Origin of the sequence: Bifidobacterium eulemuris (assembly GCF_014898155.1) — a bacterium.
GTDB lineage: Bacteria > Actinomycetota > Actinomycetes > Actinomycetales > Bifidobacteriaceae > Bifidobacterium > Bifidobacterium eulemuris.
On sequence record NZ_CP062938.1, the window covers coordinates 2,529,448 to 2,548,459 of the forward strand.

Below are 19,012 nucleotides of genomic sequence, written 5' to 3' on the forward strand. Positions count from 1 at the left end.
CGATGTCGCGCATCCGGGGAAAAGACACCTCGATCGAGGTGATGGTGCGCCGTTACCTGTTCTCTCGCGGCCTGCGGTTCCGTAAGAACGACAAACGATATCCGGGGCATCCCGATGTGGTGCTGCCGCGCTGGCACACCATCGTGTTCGTCAACGGATGTTTCTGGCATATGCACGACGATTGCCCCAAAGGCGTGCGCAATCCCAAATCCAACGTGGAGTTCTGGAGTGCGAAACTGCTACGCAACCGTGAACGGGACAGGATGCAACGGGCACAACTCGAGGCGGACGGATGGCATGTCATCACCGTGTGGGAATGCGAATTGACGAAAACCGCCCGCGAGGAGCGGCTTGCGCGGCTGTATGAGCAGATCGTCGGCCAGAGCGCCGACGCGGCCGCCGGTCCGGCCGACGATGCCGCCGGCGACAGCGGCATGGCCGTATCTGATGACGTCAAGTCAAACGGCGTCACACCGGTCAGGGCCGCATCGGCCGGGCCCATGCCAAGCGAGACTTCGCCGGGTAACGTCGTCGTGCCCAATACGACGACGCCACCCGACACGTCTCGGTGATGCTCAGTCCTCGAACGGGAACCTCAGACCCCAGCGCATGCGAATCGAATCCATCAGCTCCATGATGCGCACCGTGTCCTTATGCGGCATGGCCTCGCATTCGGTTTTGCCGTCGATCAACGCGTTCGCCGCGTCTGCCACCTCGTACTCATATCCGGTGAGCTGCTCGGGAACCTCCACATGGCGTGCCAGCCGATGGTCCGCGCCATACACGTCGATGCCTTCCGGATTGTTGATGTTATGCACCACCAGATATCCCTTGGTGCCCCACACGTAGCCGCCGCGGTCGGAAGCGGCGACCATCGAGCTGGCGGAGACGGCCATCACGCCGTCGTCGTAAACCAGCGTGGTGGAGTTCTGCGCGTCCACACCGGACTCATGCGCCACCATGGAGGTGTCCATATGGTCGATCGCGCGGCCATGGTCGGCGCCCACCGCCATATCGATGAAATTCAACGGATACACGCCCACGTCGAGCAGCGCGCCGCCGGCCGTGTTCGGATCGGTCATACGCGCCTTATCGGACACCGGATAGCACAGATTCGCGCTTACGGACTTCACTTCGCCGATCTCTCCCGAATCGAGGATCTCATTGATGATCCGGCGGCTGGGCATGTACCGCGTCCAAATCGCCTCCGCGCACAGCATGCCGGTCTCGCAGGCCACATCCAGCGTTTCGCGGGCCTGGTCGGCGTTCGCGGTGAACGACTTCTCCACCAGCACGTTCTTGCCGGCCTTCATGCATAGGATCGCCTGTTCGGCGTGCAGACTGTGCGGCGTGGCGATATACACCAGATCCACGGCCGGGTCGGCAACCAGATCCTCATACGAACCGTACGCCTGGTCGAATCCCCACTGGTCGGCGAAAGCCTGCGCGCGGCCCAAGTCGCGAGCCGCCACCGCATATGGGTGGATCAGGTCCGCATAGCGGGGGTCGGCGGCCATTTTGACCAACGTGTCGGCCATGGTGTGCGCGATGCGTCCCGCGCCCAGAATGGCGACGTTCACCTTCTCGTCATTGGTGTCGAATGCTGCGCGGGTGCCGTTCAGCCTGCTCATGGTTCTCCTTCGAACGTCGATGTTGGTTCGTCGTACCTCAGTATACGGTTCCGCCCGCGCGCGGGAGGCATACCCGCGCCCTCACGCATCGACCGTCTCACCGGATTGTTCCGCTCGCGTGCGGGAGACACGCTGCGGAAAGGTCTCCATCCATCTTTCATCCACGGTTCCTCCTGCTCGCGGGAGGCGTACCGTCCCGCTTGGGATGTCGAAGGAGGATGGAGGCCGGAGGTGCCGTTTCTTTTTCATCGCGCCGGGCGCAGGCGTGGGCGGAGTCGAAACATCTCGACGGGGAAGGGATGCAATGTCCCGAATCGCGGTTACAACGACATTATGGAAAGCGCAGCACAGCAGCAGTCTCAGTCCTCCGGTTCCGCCAAGGCGTCCGGCGGAGGCCCGGTCCCGACACCCGCGATGTCGCGACGCGCGGCGGAATCCAACCCCTTCCGCGCGATGGTGTTCGGTGAGAAGGCCGACCGTATGATCGCGGACGGCGTCGACGTGATCAAACTCAGCCTCGGCGAGCCCGACTTCGGCGCGCCGCCCGCCGTGCGCGACGCGATGCGCGAGCAATACGACGGACGCGCCCTGCCCTACACCGCGGCCATGGGGCTGCCCGAACTCAGGCGCGCCATCGCCGACTTCTACCACGAACGGCACGCGCTCGACATCGATCCCAAACGTATCGTCATCACCGCGGGAGGTTCGGCCGCGCTGCTGCTTGCCACCGCGCTGACCGTCGACCCCGGCGACGATGTGATGGTCGCCGACCCCTCGTATCCATGCAACCGCGAGCTCGTGCGCTCCTTCGAAGGCAATGTCGTGGACGTGCCGACCAGCGCCGCGACCCGCTTCCATCTGACGGATGAACTCGTCGAACGGTATTGGACCGAACGCACCAAAGCCGTGATGATCACCTCGCCTTCGAATCCGACCGGCACCACCATCGGCTTCGACATGCTCTCCCGAGTCTGCGCGCTGGCCGCCGGTCGCGGCGCATGGCGCATCGTGGACGAGACCTACCTCGATCTGGCCGACCGCGAGCCGGACGGCACCAAGGTGCGTTCCGTGCTCGCCTGCGATCCGGGCGCCATTGTGTGCAACAGTTTCTCCAAATTCTTCGGCATGACCGGATGGCGGCTCGGCTGGGCCATCATGCCCGACGACGACGCCGTGCTCACCGCGGTCGACGATCTGGCCACCAACTACTACCTGTGCGCGCATACACCCACCCAACACGCGGCGCTCGCCTGCTTCACCCCCGACAGCCTCGCCGAATGCGAGCGCCGGCGTCGGGAGCTGCTCGCCCGCCGCGCCATCGTGGTCGAGGGACTCAGGCGCATCGGGCTGCCGGTGGAGGTGGAGCCGAACGGCGCGTTCTACGCCTACTTCAACGTCTCCTCGACCGGAATGGACGCGTGGACCTTCTGCGAGCGCGCGTTGGCGGACGCGCATGTGGCGCTGACCCCCGGCCGTGATTTCGGCGCGGCCACCGCCGACACGCATGTGCGTCTGTCGTACGCCGCTTCGCGCGAGGCGCTGGCGGAAGGGCTGGAGCGGCTGGGGAGGTTTGTGAGGTGAGGTCGTCGCACGGTCGCATCAGGCGGTAGGTCCCGTGCGACCCTTTTTCGGGGCGTAAACGAACAGATTTCGTCCCGAACGGCGGTATTCCGCCGGACCGTATGATCATCGCGTGTTCGTTTCTGTGCGGAAAAGTCGCACGGGCGTCGGTTGGATGGCGCTTTGTGCGACCTCGCATCTCCGCCCCGCGCTGAATGCGCGTCGGCGCCCGCGTATTGCCGATAGCATGGAACGTGCGGGTTCTTCGAGCCGCCCCGACAATGAAAGCGAGGTGGCGGATGCTCAATCAGAAACGTGTGGAACAGCGTGCGCTCGGCGTGGGTATCGCATGCAATGCGGTGATGGGCGCCGCGGGTCTGACGGTGTTCTTCATCACCGGTATGGAGGCGATTTTCCTAGACGGTGTGTTCACCGTCATCGCGTTGATCTCCGGGCTGGTGGCGCTGGTCGTCTCGTCGCGCAGCGCGCGCACCACAGACCGGTTCCCCAACGGGTTTTTCGCGTTGGAACCGCTGTATGCGATCGTCAAGGCGGTGCTGACTTTGTCGCTGCTCGCTTTCTCCACCATCAACGTCACGCAGGCGGCCATTGAGTATTGGCGCTTCGGCATAGGGGAGCCGTTGGTGCTCGGTCCTGTGGTCTGGTATGAGCTGGTGATGGTGGCGATCTGCGTGGGGATGGTGTTGTTCTACCGCTATGAGAACGCGCGCATTCACGGTGCCAGCACCATGCTCGACGCGGAGGCGCGCACCACGCTGGTCGATGGCATGGTTTCCGGCGGCATCGGCGTGGCCGCGTTGGCGCTCACCTTTGTGCCGTTGGATTCGCCGCTCGGATGGCTCAACTACACCGGTGATTTCTTCATCACCATCGCTTTGGTGGCGATTTCGCTCAAGGAACCGCTGACCGTGCTGCACGACGGATTCGTCGAACTGATCGGCGGCCGCGTCATCGACGAGGAGACCAACGAGCATATCGAACTCGAAGCGCGTGGGCATCTGCCCGGAGGCACCAGTCTCGACCGCGTCCACGTGTTCAAACAAGGCATGAGCTACACGGTCGACGTGTACCTGCTGTGCGAGAACGACACGATGAACGTCAGCCACGTCAACAGCCGCAAACAGGAGCTGGAAGCCGCGCTGCGTCCACGATTCCCCATCGTCGACGTGAACTTCGTGTTCGACTGATCCGCACGTCGGAAGCCTGGTCAGACCGCGATGGTGGCCAGCAGGGCCGCATGATCCGACCCGGTGACCTTCACCGTCCGGCATTGGCCGGCCGTCATGCCCTGGTCGAGCACCACATGGTCGATGCCGGCGAACGCAGGCAGATACGTTCGATCCATGGGCCAAGTGAAGGTGAATCCGTGTCCGGACTGGCGGGCCGCGTCCGTGAATCGGTCGCCGAGGAAGTTGCGGAAGGGCGTGTGGTCGTAGGTGGCGTTGAAATCGCCCATGAATATGTATCGCGTGTCGGTGTCGGCTCGCATCAGGGCGAGTTCGTCCAGCGAGCGTTTCCACTGGGCCCAATAGCCGGGAACCGGGGCGGTGGTGTGCACGGAGACGAAACGCACCTCGGTGCCGGCGAAGTCCACCGTGCCGCCCGGCATGAACGAGGCGCTGGAGTTCACGTCGTCGTCGGCCGGGTCGGATTGCGGCGCGGCCGACCAGATGCCGTTGCCATACACGCCATCCGACGAGGAGACGTTGGCGTACGGCAGGTAATATTCGATGCCGGCCTCGTTCAGCCGTTCCACGAAATCATCGGTCGTCTCCTGCAGAGCCAGCACCTCGACGCGTTGGTCGCGTACCAGATCGACGATCTCCTGCGCGTCGGCCTGGCCTTTGTAGACGTTGAGCGTCATCACGCGCGCGTAGGCGTCCGAGGTGTCGGCCGAGGCCGAGGCCACCGCCTGCTGCGCTTCGTCGGGCAGTGTGGCGGATGGTTGGAAGAACGGCAACTGCCAGTAGACGTTCAATCCGATGGCAATGACGGCGATCAGCGCCATCACCACACGACGGGAGATGATGGCGAGCAGCAGCGCGAGTAACGCCAATAGCGTGAACCACGGCGTGGCGGAGACGACGACCGGCACATAAGGGAGTTCCTGCAAGTCGGCGGGAAGCTCGCGCGCGGCCGTGCCCAGCAACGCCGCGACGGCGAAGATTCCGGCGAACGCGCCGAGAATGCGATGACGTCTCCTGCCTTTGCCAGCCAATCCTGCCATTATGCCTCCTGCCTGTCGCCGAATCACATGCGTGATCGCGAATTGCCACCTTAACGCATGGGGCTTGGCGCGCGCACTCGTTCGCCAGGCTGATTCGCCGGTTTGCACCAAACCGGCACGAACTGTTCGATAGGGCCGCTGGAGGGCGGAGAACAAGTGTGCCCCAGATAGGAATCGAACCTACGACACCATCTTTAGGAGAGATGTGCTCTATCCACTGAGCTACTGGGGCAACGAGTTGATATTGTACACGCGTTTCGCACCTGGTTCGACCAATTGTCGCAGCCGATGTTGCCAGAACAAGAATGCAAACACAAAGGCCGCTCCTTTCTAAAGATGGTGTCGTAGGTTCGATTCCTATCTGGGGCACCATTCCTTCGGCATGCCGACGGCCGAGCCCGCCGGTGCGTTGTCTGGAAAAGCGTGCCGCTTTGCTGTCCTGCTGCCCGCTATCCAATCTGCGGCTCAATGTGGTGGGGGACGTACGCGACCTGCCGTTGCGCGAACTGGCCCGGGCCGGCGTGCGCATCACCGTGAACTCCGACGATCCGGCCTACTTCGGCGGATACATCGCCGACAACTACATCGCGTTGGTCGAAGCCGGCTATACGATGTCCGAACTCGCCGAATTCGCGCGCCAGTCGCTGCTCGCCACCTTCGACACCCCGGAGAACCAGTCCGCCGACCTCGCCGCATGGGAGGCGTGGCGTCGGCGGTACAGCTCGCTGCTCCAGTAAGGTGTTGGCCTTTCGGTTTCCCTGATCGGCCTGTTCCGTTCCGCTAGGGCGGCTGCGCGCCACCTTCGGGCGGTCGCATGCCACCTTCGGGCGGTTACGTACCACCTACGGGCGGCTGTCTTGCCCTACGGGTGGTTGTCTTGCCCTTCGGGCGGTTGATGGGTTGGTCATTTCCATCGGCTGATTGTTTTTATCAAGACGGGAATGGCTGAATTTCAACGTTTCTTATTGCGAGAATAAACGAATGTCGGAGAGTGGATAAAATCTTTGACCGCCCGAAGGCGGGGATTGCCGCCCGTAAGGCAAGACGGCCGCCCGTAGGTGGGAGACGGCCGCCCGTAGGTGGTATGCAGCCGCCCGTAGGGCAAGGCAACTGTCCGATGGTGATTCACCGCCCGGCGTGGCGTTGCTGATTGCCGGCGAATCCGCGCGCCGGGATGATAGCGTTGCGGTACGGCCATGCGCCGGACGGAACAACGACGTGACGTGAGAAAGGCAACGACATGCGTGATTATGATGCGATCTATCCCCTCGATAAATGGCGCGATCCCGACTATAAGGTGATGGACAAGTTCTCGTTGAACGGCAAGAAAGGATTCGTCACCGGCGGTGCCGGTGGCATCGGACGCAACGCCGCCGCCGCGTGGGCGGAGGCCGGCGCCGACGTGGCCATCGTCGACATCGAACCGAAAAAGGGCGAGTTGGAGGCGCTGGCGGCCGAACTGTCCGAACGCTACGGCGTGCGCGTCGTGCCGATGCTGTGCGACGTGTCCGACCGCGAGCAGGTCGCCGCGCTGAAAACCCAATTGGTGGACGAGCTCGGCACGGTCGACATCGCGTTTCTGAACGCCGGCGTCAACGTGCCTGGCGACGACGCCGACGAGCCGTATGAGGTGTGGCGTACAACCATCGACATCAACCTGACCGGTGCCTATATGACCGCGCAGATCGCCCAGAACATCATGCGCGAGCATGGGCATGGCGGCTCGCTGATCTTCACCTCGTCCCTATCCGGGCACAACGCGAACTACATCGCCGGAGGACCCTCGCCGGTCGCCGCGTACGGCGCGACCAAGGCCGGCATCTACGAGTACGCGCGTTATCTGGGTGCAGCGCTGGCTCCGTACGGCATCCGTTCCAACGTGATCTCTCCCGGATACGTATGGTCGGGCATCCACGTCGGCCGCATCGACGACGCGGTGCATGACGCGATGATCGATGTGGTGCCGATGAAGCGTTTCGGCTGCAACGACGAATTGGCGGGCGCGCTGCTGTTCCTCGCCAGCGACGCGTCCTCGTATATCACCGGTGCCAATCTGCAGATCGACGGCGGCTACGCCATCTATTAAACGTCGTGCCGCGAATGGGACTCAGGACAGATTGTCCTGGGCCGAGCCGTGGAGCGCGCGTCCCTGTGGGGCGCGTGTAGGCGAGGTGAGCGGTGTGCCGCGAATGGGACTCAGGACAGATTGTCCTGAGTCCCCGCCGTATCCGCGCCGGAGGACTGCGCGGCTTGGGCGGCGTCCAGCTTGGCGCGCACGTCGTTGAGCAGACTCTGCGCGCGCTTGGCCAGCGCCTCGCCGATCTCCCATTGGCGCATCGACTGGTCGAGGTTCAGCCCTCCGGCCTCCAGCGCCTGCACGGCTTGGATGAGCTTGTCTCGCGCCTCCTCATACGGCATCTGCGCGATGGCCTCGCGTTCCTTATCGCTGAGGGAGGACGCGGGGGCGGTGTTTTTCTCGGTCATGTGGTTCTGCTTTCTGTGAGATCCCTCGACTTCGCTCGGGATGACGAACATCTATGTATGGGTCAGTCGACGGCGGATGACGTGGCTTGGGCGGTGAGGACGCCGCGCTTCAAGGTCAGGGTGAGCTCGTCGCCGGGGGAGACGCTCGCCGCGTCGTCGAGCACATGCCCGTCGGCGGTCTGCACGACGGCATAGCCGCGGTTCAGTGTGGATTGGGGGCTGAGCGCGGTGAGCGAGGCGTGCGCCTTTTCGATGGTGAGCGCTGCGTCGTCGGCGATGCGACGCAGGCCGATGTCCAATCGTTGCAGCGCCTCGTCTACGAACCGTTGGTGGGGTTCCAGCATGGTCAGGGGCTGGGTCAGACTCGGCCGGTTCGCATAGCCTTCGACCAGGCGGATCTCGTTGTCCACGCGGGCGCGCACGCGCAGCCGCATCTGGCCGATGGCGTTCTCGATCAGCTGTTGTTGCTCGCGCACGTCCGGCACCACACGTTTGGCCGCGTCGGTCGGTGTGGAGGCGCGCATGTCGGCCACCAGATCCAGCAGCGTCCAATCGTCCTCGTGTCCGATGGCGGAGACCAGGGGGGTGGCGCAGGCGTAGGCCGCGCGCACCACACGCTCGTCGGAGAAGCCGATGAGATCCTCGAACGCGCCGCCGCCGCGGGCCACGATGATTACGTCCACCTGCGGGTCGGCGTCCAATTGTTCGATGGCTTTGACCACATCCGCGGGGCACTGTTCGCCCTGCACGTGCACGTGCACGACCGAGAATTCCACGGCCGGCCAACGCAGATTCACATTGGTGATCACATCGCCTTCGGCGCGGGCCTGAGGTGCGCATATCAAGCCGATGCGGCCGGGGAATTGGGGCAGGGGAAGTTTGTGGTCCTCGTCGAACAAGCCTTCTCCCTTGAGCCGCTTGCGCAGTTCGTCGATCATGGCTTTCAGGCTGCCGCCAGCGCCGACGCGCAGGATCATGTCGCCGCGCAACGACAGCGAGGTGCGTTTCATCCACAGGTTCGGCTTGCCGTGGATCACCACGCGGTCGCCCTGCGTGAATTGCGAGGCGGCGGCGGCGAACTGGCCGAAGCCGTTGACCTCCATCGCGATGTCCTCGAAATCGTCGCGGAGGGTGATGTAGGCGGAGCCTGCGCGACGCGTGTTGATCTGCGTGATCTGCCCGCAGACCCAGGCCGAGGGCCAGCGATCCACGGCCGTGTGGAACTTCTGGCTCAGAATGCTTACCGGCCACGGATTGGCCGCGGTGGTCTCGCCGGCGCGCGCGGGCAGTTGGTCCAGCGGCCGCGGCTCGGCGGGGATATCCACGGCGGCGGGCGCGCCTGGATTCGGGGTTCCCATAAACGATGTCATAAGCCTCAAGATTCCTCTATATAAGGGACATGTATGCCATGGCGGTGTTGCCTCATATGGGATCGGGATCCCTCGGCTTCGCTCGGGATGACGAGAGGAGTGGGCGACACGCTGAGGTGAAATCGTTACCTTAATCACACACATGTAGTTTTGGCGGAAATACGCCAAAAACCACTATAAATAGTAGACACGCCGCATTGCGGTACTAGATATAGGGGTGCCCTTGCCGTACAGTTCATAAAGCTGATTGAATCACACGTGTGTAATTAACGCAGCACGTAAGACCGCCACAGGGGCGGTGCGAGGTACTAGGAAAGGGACGCCCGATGGACGCACAGGTTCTGGAGAACGCCGTGAAAACCGAGCAGACGGTGAGGAATTCCGCGGTGCTGGTGGAGAAGCGCGACGGTCGTATCGTCGATTTCGACCCGCTGAACATCATCTCCGCGGTGAAGTCCGCGTTCGAGGATCTGGGCAAGCGGATCGGTCCCGAGGAGGAGAAGCTCGTCCGCGGCATCGCCGACCAGATCGAAGGCGAGATCAAGGAGCGCTACGCCGGACCCGCCAAAATCGAGGACATCCAGAACCTCGTCGAGCACGCGCTGATCGAGCGCCATCTGTACGACGTGGCCCGCAACTACACGAACTACCGCCTCGACCGCGACATCGAGCGCGCCAAGGCCACCGATGTGAACGAGGCCGTCTCCCGCTTCATCAACCACGATCCGACGCTGATCCATGAGAACGCGAACAAGGACTCCAACGTCTACGCCACCCAGCGCGACCTGCTGGCCGGCGCCGTGTCCAAGGCCGCGGCGTTCAACATGCTGCCCCCGGCCGTGTCCAACGCGCATATGAAGGGCGACATCCACTTCCACGACGCCGACTACTCCCCGTTCACCGCGCAGTCCAACTGCTCGCTGCCGAACTTCTGGGACATGCTGGCCAACGGCTTCACCCTCGGCAACGCGCCCATGGCCTCCCCGAAGTCCATCGCCATCGCCGCCACGCAGATCACCCAGATCATGAAGGATGTGGCCTCCAGCCAGTACGGCGGCCAGACCGCCAACCGCGCCGACGAGCATCTGGCCCGCTACGCCCGCAAGGATTACGAGAAGTTCCTTGAGGAGGCCCGCGAGACCATTCCCGACGGCATGCCGGTGGAGTTCGCCCGCCGCCAGGTGGAGAACGCCAAGCGCAACGAGCCCGCCAAGCTGCATTTCGGCTCCCGCGAGCCGCTGCCGATGGACACGCCGTTCCATACGGATGTCGACGAGCTGGAGCAGGAGCGTGAGATCCTCGCCAAGATCCGCACCCGCAAGGCCATCTACGACGCCATGCAGACCATGGAATACCAGATCAACTCCAACCGCGTGAGCAACGGCCAGACCCCGTTCGTCACCATCGGCTTCGGTCTGGGCACCGACTGGTTCGCCCGCGAGATCCAGCGCGCCATGCTGCTCAACCGCATCCGCGGCCTCGGCAAGGAGCATCACACCGCGATCTTCCCGAAGCTCGTGTTCACTGTCAAGCACGGCGTGAACGCCGATCCGGGCGACCCGAACTACGATCTGAAGCAGCTCGCCCTCGAATCCGCCACCAAGCGCATGTATCCGGACGTGGTGTTCTACGAGAACATCGTCAAGATCACCGGCAGCTTCAAAGCGCCGATGGGCTGCCGTTCCTTCCTGCAGGGCTGGATCAATCCCGAAACCGGCCAGGACGAGGAAGACGGCCGTATGAACCTCGGCGTGGTCACCGTCAACGTGCCTCGCATCGCCTTGGAATCCCACGGCGACAAGGAGCGCTTCTGGAAGCTGTTCAACGAGCGTATGGAGATCGCGCACCAGGCTCTGCAGTTCCGCATCATGCGCTGCAAGCAGGCCACGCCGGTCAACGCGCCTACCCTGTTCCGCTATGGCGCCTTCGGCCGCCTCGGCGCGAACGACAACATCGACCAGCTCTTCCGCGGCGAGCGCGCCACCGTGTCGCTGGGCTACATCGGCCTGGCCGAGGCGACCGCCGTCTTCTACGGCGAGCATTGGATCCGCGACCATGGCTGGGATCCGGAAGGCAAGGAGTTCGCGCTGTCCATCGTCAAGCGCATGAACGAGCTGTGCAAGCAGTGGAGCCGTGCGGAGGACTACCATTACTCCGTGTACTCCACGCCCGCCGAGTCCCTGACCGACCGATTCAACCGTATGGACCGCGAGAAGTTCGGCGAGGTGTCCGGCGTGACCGACCACGACTTCTACACCAACTCCTTCCACTATCCCGTGTGGCTGCAGCCCACCCCGATGGAGAAGCTCAACTACGAGAAGGACTTCCCGTACTACGCTTCCGGCGGCTTCATCAACTACTGCGAGTACCCGTGCCTGCAGGACAATCCGAAGGCGCTCGAGGCCGTGTGGGATTACGCCTACAACATCGGCATCGGCTATCTGGGCACCAACACCCCGATCGACCACTGCTTCGAATGCGGCTTCCAGGGCGACTTCGAGCCGACCGAGGAGGGCTTCAAGTGCCCTGAGTGCGGCAATTCCAACCCGGATAAGTGCAACGTCACCAAGCGCACCTGCGGCTATCTCGGCTCTCCGGTGCAGCGCCCGATGGTGCACGGCCGCCATGAGGAGATCGCCCATCGCGTCAAGCATATGAGCGGCTCCACCGGCAAGGTGGTGCTGGACGACGGCAACACCCGCGAATGGTTCGAGGAGACCAAGTGACCAAGCGCCGCGACTTCGCGGCCGGCGAGACAGGGCGCGGCCCCTCCATTCCCAGCGGCGGATTCGCCAACGATCCGCGCGCCGGGCAGTGGGACGGCCGCCGCATGTCCAAGCGTATGATCGCCGACTACAAAACCTTCATCGTCACCGACGGCGAAGGCGTGCGCAATTCGCTCTACGTCTCCGGATGCCCGTTCCACTGCGTGGAATGCTTCAACGCCTCCATCTGGGATTTCCAGGCGGGGCACGAGTACACGCAGGCGCTTGAGGACAGGATCATCACCGATCTGGCCCAGCCTTGGGTGCAGGGCATCACCTTCCTCGGCGGCGAACCCATGCTCGCCACACCGGTGCTGGTGCCGCTCGCGCGCCGCATCCGCCGTGAATTCGGCCACACCAAAGACATCTGGAGCTGGACCGGCTACACGTGGGAGGAGCTGATGCGTGAGGGGGAGACCCCCGACAAGCGTGAGCTGCTCGAACTCATTGACATCCTCGTGGACGGCCGCTACCTGAAGCCTCAGCACGACTCGCTGCTGCAGTTCCGCGGCTCCGCGAACCAACGCATCCTCGACGTGCCGAAATCGTTGGCTGCGGGGGAGCCAGTGATCTGGGCCAAACTGCACGACCAGGAGCGGTTCATCCCCGAAATCTACGGCAAGGATCGCGCCGCCGGCGAAGGGCAACAAGCCAGCTGAGCGAATACGCGAACCGTCCGTCGGAGCGACCGACGTCCACGTTCCGATATGATGAGGGCCGCCGAGCCAACGGGTTCGGCGGCCCTCATCATATGCATCGTATATGCGTCGGGCGTGCGTCAGATTGCGTCAGGCGAGCGACACCGTCTGCGTCAGCGTGTGCGTGGCACCCGGCTCCAACGCGATGCTGCGATCCAACCGCGCGACCGCCTCGACGCAGACGAATCCGCGCCATTCGCCCTGGGCCATGTCGCCGATCGCATCGCCCGCGGCCTCGCCGGGATTCCACACCACGGTCTGCGGGGCACCCGATTTCTCAACCACGATGGTGCGGCCCAATACGGCATCCTCGATACGCACCGCGCCATCCGCCTCATACGTGCGGTCCACCATACCGTCGAAGGTGATCGCCTCGCCGCTCGCCTCGACATAGGGCACGCCATCCCGCGCGTTGTCGAGATATCCGGCGGTCTCCAGCCCCCGCACCACGGTCCGTTCCACATCGCCCACCTGGAAGTACGTGTGCAACGCGGCCTCATAGACCAGTGGCTGGGTTCCCGTATTGGTGACGGTCAGCGCCATGGTCAGGCGTTCGCCCACCGTCACATCGTAGACGGCCCGGAACCGCGGATCGGGGCAGCCGATGGTCCGCAGCAGTTCGGGCTCACAATCAGCGGAATCCAAGGTGTAGCGCACGTGGCGGGCGCGGTCGGAGTTGGCCTCGTCGAACTTCCAGAAGCTCGCGCGGGCGAATCCATGCTTCGGCTTCTTGTTCACGGGACGGCCGCCGTCGTAGCCGGTGTTGAACCACGGGAAGATGATCGGCACGCCGCCGCGGATGGCGCAACCCGAGGCGAGATAAACCGCCGCGGGCTGCCAGACCACCGCTTCGTGCCCCGCGGGGGCGTACGACAGCACATGCGCGCCGTAGTCGCTGATGGTTGCGGTGGCGTCGTCGTTGACGAGTTTGCGGATGATGAAGGTTTCACTCATGCGCCCCAGTATACCCGTCCGCACAGGCGGCCCATATGCCGACATAATCGATGGAAATGTCGGTTTGTATGCATCCTACGAGCGAAAACGGCACGAACCACGACCTGTCTGACGAGGCGACCGACTACATTACCTATATGAGTAGCTGGGCGTAGCCATGCCCGACCGGCCGCCAAGGACCATTGCATGGCATCCCAGAAACAGAGCAGATGAGGACAAGTATGGTTGACGTCACCGCGACGACTCGCAAGGTCAAGCCGCTGCGTGTGGGATTGGATATTGGTTCCACCACGGTCAAGGCCGTGGTGTTGGACCAGTCCGACGCGCTCGGCGACACCTTGTTCTCCGACTACCGCCGCCATCACGCCAACGTGCGCGCCACCGTGGCGGGACTGTTGGTCGACATCCGTGAGACACTGGCCGAACTCGGCCGAGGAGACGAACCCATCCGTCTGGCCATCACCGGCTCCGGCGGACTCGCGCTCGCCGACAATCTGCATGTGCCGTTCGTCCAGGAGGTGATCGCCGAAACCGAGGCGATCGATGCGGAATATCCGCAGGCCGATGTGATCATCGAACTCGGCGGCGAGGACGCCAAAATCACCTATCTGAAGCCCACGCCGGAACAGCGCATGAACGGATCGTGCGCGGGCGGCACCGGCGCGTTCATCGACCAGATGTCCACCTTGCTCGACACCGACGCCGCCGGTCTCAACGATATGGCGAAGGAATACCAGAACCTGTATCCGATCGCCTCGCGATGCGGCGTGTTCGCCAAAACCGATCTGCAGCCGCTGATCAACGACGGCGCGGCCAAGCCTGATCTGGCGGCCTCGATTTTCACCGCCGTGGCCACGCAGACCATCGCCGGCCTCGCCTCCGGCCGCCCGATCCACGGCACCGTGATCTTCCTCGGCGGCCCGCTGTTCTTCATGAGCGAGCTGCGCGCCGCCTTCCAGCGCGCGCTCGAAGGCAAAGTCGACGAGTTCATCGTGCCCACCGACGCCCACCTGTACGTGGCGTACGGCGCGGCGCTGCTCGCCGAATCCGACACCGACGACGAAGGCAACCATTTCGAAGCCCGGCCTTGCAGCGATATCCTGGCCCGACTGGACGAGCTGGAGAACCTGCCGAGCAACACGCCCACCATGCCGCCGCTGTTCCCCACCGAGGCGGACCGTGAGGCGTTCAACGCCCGCCACCATCGCGAGCATGTGCACGTCGGCACGCTTGAGGGCGCGCACGGACCGCACTTCCTCGGCATCGACGCGGGATCGACCACCATCAAGGCCACGCTCGTCAACGACGACCGTGAGATCGTCTGGTCGTCGTACGCGAACAACGAGGGCAGCCCGCTGACCGCCGCCATCAACATCGTCAAGCAGATTCAGTCGGAGCTGCCGGCCGAGGCGTGGATCGCGCGCTCCTGCGCCACCGGCTACGGCGAGGGCCTCATCACCACGGGCCTGCATCTCGACGAGGGCGTGGTCGAGACCATGGCGCACTACCGGGGCGCCGAAATGACCAGCCCGGGCGTCACCGCCGTCATCGACATCGGCGGCCAGGACATGAAATATCTGGCCATCTCCGACGGCGTGATCGACTCGATCGCCGTCAACGAGGCCTGCTCCTCCGGTTGCGGATCCTTCCTGCAGACCTTCGCCATGTCGATGGGCCTGACCATTCAGGAATTCACGCAGAAGGCACTCAACTCCACGCATCCGGTGGATCTAGGCTCGCGCTGCACCGTGTTCATGAACTCCTCCGTCAAGCAGGCGCAGAAGGAGGGCGCGAGCATCGAGGACATCGCCGCGGGCCTGTGCTATTCGGTGGTGCGCAACGCCCTGTACAAGGTGATCAAACTGCGCGACTCGGGCGAGCTCGGCGACACCGTCGTCGTGCAGGGCGGCACCTTCCTCAACGACGCCGTGCTGCGCGCCTTCGAACTGCTCACCGAACGCGAGGTGACCCGACCGAACATCGCCGGCCTGATGGGCGCGTTCGGCGCCGCCCTCACCGCCCGCATGCACTACACGGACGAAGCGGACGCGATGGACGGCCAGTCGACGGCCGCGACGCAGCCCCAGACGGGCGCGTCCGGCGAGGAATCCGCCACGCAGGCCTCCGACGGCTTCCGCGCCACCGGCGAGGCCTCCCATACGGTAGTCGTCGACGGCGTCGCCCACACCTGCTCGTCGATTCTGACCGGCGAGGCGCTCGACAATCTGTCGATGACCTCCGAACGCGACATCTGCAAGCTGTGCCAGAACCACTGCAAGCTCACCATCACCACCTTCGCCGACGGGTCGCGCTACGTGACCGGCAACCGCTGCGAACGCGGCGGCGACGCCAAGAAGCAGCGCTCCGACCGTCCGAACCTGTACGACTACAAGTACAAGCGGTGCTTCGCCTACCGCAGGCTCACCGACAAGAACGCCACCCGCGGCGAAATCGGCATTCCGCGCGGCCTGAACATGTATGAGAACTATCCGTTCTGGTTCACGCTGCTCACCACGCTGGGCTTCAAGGTGATGATCTCCGGCCGCAGTTCGCACGAGCTGTTCGAAACCGGCATCGAATCGATCGCCTCCGAGAACATCTGCTACCCGGCCAAGCTGGTGCACGGCCATATCAAATGGCTGCTGGGCAAGGGCGTCACCACGATCTTCTACCCGTGCGTGAGCTACGAGGACAATCTCGTCGAGAACGCCGACAACCACTACAACTGCCCGGTGGTGGCCAACTATCCGCTGGTCATCGGCGCGAACATGCCCGAATTGCGCGACGAGAACGTGCGCTACATGCACCCCTACTTCAACCTCGCCAACCACGAGCTGATGGTCGACCGCATCGTCGACGAGTTCGCGTGGGCGAACGTCACGCGCGAGGAGGCCGAGACCGCCGTCAAAGCCGCCTACGCGGAAGACAAGGTCTTCAAACACGACGTGCAACAGGAGGGCCTGAAGGCGCTGGCCTACATGAAGGAACACGACTGCCGCGGCATCGTGCTCGCCGGCCGCCCCTACCACATCGACCCCGAAATCAACCACGGCATCCCCGAGACGATCTGCTCGCTGGGCATGGTGGTGCTGTCCGAGGATTCGGTGTGCGAGCTGCAGCCGGGGGAGAAGCTCAACCTCACCGAATTCCTCGGCCAGGACGAAACCGATCCGCGCGCCAAGAACGCGAACGGCTTCCGTCACGTCGGCGACCGCAAGGTCACCAAAATGCCGCTGCGCGTCACCAACCAGTGGGCCTACCACGCGCGCCTGTACACGGCCGCCAATTTCGTCGCCTCCTACCCGGGGCTGGAGCTCGTGCAGCTCAACTCCTTCGGATGCGGCCTCGACGCCGTCACCACCGACCAGGTGAGCGAGATCCTCGCCGACAAGGCCGATGTGTACACGCTGCTGAAAATCGACGAGGTCTCCAACCTCGGCGCGGCGAAGATTCGTCTGCGCTCGCTGAAGGCCGCCATCGAGGAACGCGAACGCAACAGGTCCGCCATCGACACCACCGAGGCCCCCTCGCCCGCCGTCCAGAGTCTTTCCTCCGCCAGCTCGGGCCTTTCCTCCGTCGACCCGAGTTTTTCTTCCGTCGACCCGAGTTCTTCCTCCGTCATCCCGAGCGAAGTCGAGGGATCCCCCGACGAATCCGCCGCCCAGGCCCAAGCCGATCTCGACGCCGCCAAAGCCGAGCTCGCCATGGCGCAGGCCGCGGTCGAGGCCGCCGAGGCCAGGCTCGCCTCCCGCACGGCTCCGAAGTCCACGGGATTCCGCAAAACCGGCTCCGAAGCGCCGACTCCGGGCCGTCAGGTGCTGCTCGACGCCACGATGAAAGCCAATCCGAAGCTCACCCAGGCGGTCAAGGACGCTGCGAAGCGCGCGTCGGAGAGCACCGGCCAGAAGTCCGGCTCCGGCCACAACAACGCGACGATGAGCCGCTACGCGAACCGTGTGCCCTTCGGCAAGTCCATGAAGAAGGACTACACGATCGTGGCCCCGCAGATGAGCCCGATCCACTTCTCGCTGGTGGAGTCCGTGATCCGTTCCGGCGGCTACAAGTTCGACATCCTCGAACACGCCAGCCATGAGGATGTCGAAACCGGCCTCAAATACGTGAACAACGACGCCTGCTATCCGGCCATCATGGTCATCGGGCAGCTGGTGGACGCGATCATCGAAGGCAAATACGATCCGGACACCACGGCTCTGGCCATCACGCAGACCGGCGGCATGTGCCGCGCGACCAACTATTTCGGCCTGATCCGCAAGGCGTTGGTCGACGCGGGATATCCGCAGATTCCGGTGATCGCCATCTCCACGCAGGGCATCGAGGACAATCCCGGTTTCACCGCCACGCCCACGCTGCTGCATCGCGCGATCAAGGCGCTGATCGTCGGCGACCTGCTGATGAAATGCCTGTACCGCGTGCGCCCCTATGAGGTCGAACCCGGCTCCGCGGACGCGTTGTACCGCCAGTGGGACACCATCGTGCGCGAAACGCTCGAACACCATGGCCATTCCAAGACAGCGCGCAAGACGCTGGGCGTGGGCAAGGGCTATCTGCCGTATCCCAAGCTCGTCAAGGAGATCGTCAAGTCCTTCGACGCGCTGCCGTTGAAGGATATTCCGCGCAAGGTGCGCGTCGGCGTGGTGGGCGAGATTCTCGTCAAATACCAGCCGGACGCGAACAACCATGTGGTCGACGTCATCGAATCGCAGGATTGCGAGGCGGTGGTGCCCGGCATCATGGAGTTCATGACCACGCGCCCCTACATCTCCGATTGGAATGAGCGCAACCTCGGCACCGGCGGCAACAAGACGGCCTACGCGCTGATGCGCTGGGGCTTGGACCGGTATATGAATCCGGTGCGCGCCGCGATCGCCACGTCGAACGGCAAGTTCCAGCAGGACGAGCCTATGCCCGAACTGGTCAAGAAGGCGGCCGAGGTCACCTCGATCGGCGTGCAGGCCGGTGAAGGCTGGCTGCTGACCGCCGAGATCCTGGAGCTCATCGAGCAGGGATGCCCGAACGTGGTGTGCGCGCAGCCGTTCGCCTGCCTGCCCAACCATGTGACCGGCCGCGGCATGTTCGGCAAGATCCGCCGACTGCACCCCGAGGCCAACATCGTGAGCATCGACTACGATCCGGGCGCCAGCGAGGCCAACCAGCTCAACCGCATCAAGCTGATGATCGCCGCCGCCAAAAAGACCGCCGCCAACCAGGCGGGCAATGCCGTCTCCTGACGTCGAAACGATGTCGATTTAGTGTGGATGCCGCCTTTCGCACAGGGCGGCAT

The 19,012-nt window shown here is 63.9% G+C and carries 12 protein-coding genes, 1 tRNA gene and 1 pseudogene; 8 read left to right on the top strand and 6 right to left on the bottom strand.

What is annotated here, in order from left to right:
* Positions 1-2: 2 nt before the first annotated feature.
* A pseudogene (locus BE0216_RS10365) lies at positions 3-398 on the top strand (very short patch repair endonuclease); the annotation flags it as partial.
* 177 nt (positions 399-575) lie between these two features.
* On the opposite strand, the gene BE0216_RS10370 reads toward BE0216_RS10365, so the two are convergent.
* Positions 576-1,631, bottom strand: a complete 1,056-nt coding sequence (locus BE0216_RS10370; protein WP_094636602.1) for a Gfo/Idh/MocA family protein — start codon at positions 1,629-1,631, stop codon at positions 576-578.
* Positions 1,632-2,045: 414 nt separating this feature from the next.
* Here BE0216_RS10370 and BE0216_RS10375 point away from each other — a divergent pair, with 414 nt between their 5' ends.
* Positions 2,046-3,212, top strand: a complete 1,167-nt coding sequence (locus BE0216_RS10375) for an aminotransferase class I/II-fold pyridoxal phosphate-dependent enzyme (RefSeq protein ID WP_226805830.1) — start codon at positions 2,046-2,048, stop codon at positions 3,210-3,212.
* A gap of 278 nt (positions 3,213-3,490) precedes the next feature.
* Positions 3,491-4,399: a cation transporter gene (locus BE0216_RS10380; RefSeq protein WP_094636604.1), complete on the top strand. Its 909-nt coding sequence runs from the start codon at positions 3,491-3,493 to the stop codon at positions 4,397-4,399.
* A gap of 20 nt (positions 4,400-4,419) precedes the next feature.
* Here the strand turns inward: BE0216_RS10380 and BE0216_RS10385 are convergent, their stop codons facing one another.
* Both BE0216_RS10385 and BE0216_RS10390 read right to left on the bottom strand, forming a co-directional pair.
* A complete protein-coding gene (locus BE0216_RS10385; protein ID WP_094636605.1) occupies positions 4,420-5,439 on the bottom strand; it encodes an endonuclease/exonuclease/phosphatase family protein in 1,020 nt (339 codons plus the stop codon).
* Between the two features lie 159 nt (positions 5,440-5,598).
* Positions 5,599-5,671 (bottom strand) — tRNA-Arg (locus tag BE0216_RS10390).
* A 73-nt stretch (positions 5,672-5,744) separates the two neighbouring features.
* Between BE0216_RS10390 and BE0216_RS10395 the strand changes: the two genes are divergently transcribed.
* Together BE0216_RS10395 and BE0216_RS10400 are read left to right on the top strand one after the other, a co-directional pair.
* A complete protein-coding gene (locus BE0216_RS10395; protein WP_094636606.1) occupies positions 5,745-6,176 on the top strand; it encodes an amidohydrolase family protein in 432 nt (143 codons plus the stop codon).
* A gap of 503 nt (positions 6,177-6,679) precedes the next feature.
* On the top strand, positions 6,680-7,525 hold the full coding sequence (locus BE0216_RS10400; protein ID WP_094636607.1) for an SDR family oxidoreductase: 846 nt from the start codon (positions 6,680-6,682) through the stop codon (positions 7,523-7,525).
* Between the two features lie 110 nt (positions 7,526-7,635).
* Here the strand turns inward: BE0216_RS10400 and BE0216_RS10405 are convergent, their stop codons facing one another.
* Positions 7,636-7,923, bottom strand: a complete 288-nt coding sequence (locus BE0216_RS10405) for an exodeoxyribonuclease VII small subunit (RefSeq protein WP_072725840.1) — start codon at positions 7,921-7,923, stop codon at positions 7,636-7,638.
* A gap of 62 nt (positions 7,924-7,985) precedes the next feature.
* Positions 7,986-9,293 carry an exodeoxyribonuclease VII large subunit gene (gene xseA, locus BE0216_RS10410; RefSeq protein WP_094636608.1) on the bottom strand — a complete coding sequence of 436 codons (1,308 nt, stop codon included), beginning with the start codon at positions 9,291-9,293 and terminating at the stop codon, positions 7,986-7,988.
* 326 nt (positions 9,294-9,619) lie between these two features.
* Here xseA and nrdD point away from each other — a divergent pair, with 326 nt between their 5' ends.
* Positions 9,620-12,019, top strand: a complete 2,400-nt coding sequence (gene nrdD / locus BE0216_RS10415; RefSeq protein ID WP_094636609.1) for an anaerobic ribonucleoside-triphosphate reductase — start codon at positions 9,620-9,622, stop codon at positions 12,017-12,019.
* Positions 12,016-12,717 (top strand): anaerobic ribonucleoside-triphosphate reductase activating protein, encoded by a 702-nt coding sequence (nrdG, locus tag BE0216_RS10420; protein WP_226805777.1) that lies wholly within the window; start codon positions 12,016-12,018, stop codon positions 12,715-12,717. Before nrdD ends, nrdG begins: the two co-directional genes overlap by 4 nt.
* Before the next feature lie 129 nt (positions 12,718-12,846).
* Here the strand turns inward: nrdG and BE0216_RS10425 are convergent, their stop codons facing one another.
* A complete protein-coding gene (locus BE0216_RS10425) occupies positions 12,847-13,710 on the bottom strand; it encodes a D-hexose-6-phosphate mutarotase (protein WP_094636611.1) in 864 nt (287 codons plus the stop codon).
* A 221-nt stretch (positions 13,711-13,931) separates the two neighbouring features.
* On the opposite strand from BE0216_RS10425, the gene BE0216_RS12300 reads away from it, so the two are divergent.
* Positions 13,932-18,959, top strand: a complete 5,028-nt coding sequence (locus tag BE0216_RS12300) for an acyl-CoA dehydratase activase-related protein (RefSeq protein ID WP_094636612.1) — start codon at positions 13,932-13,934, stop codon at positions 18,957-18,959.
* The last annotated feature ends 53 nt before the right edge of the window (positions 18,960-19,012 follow it).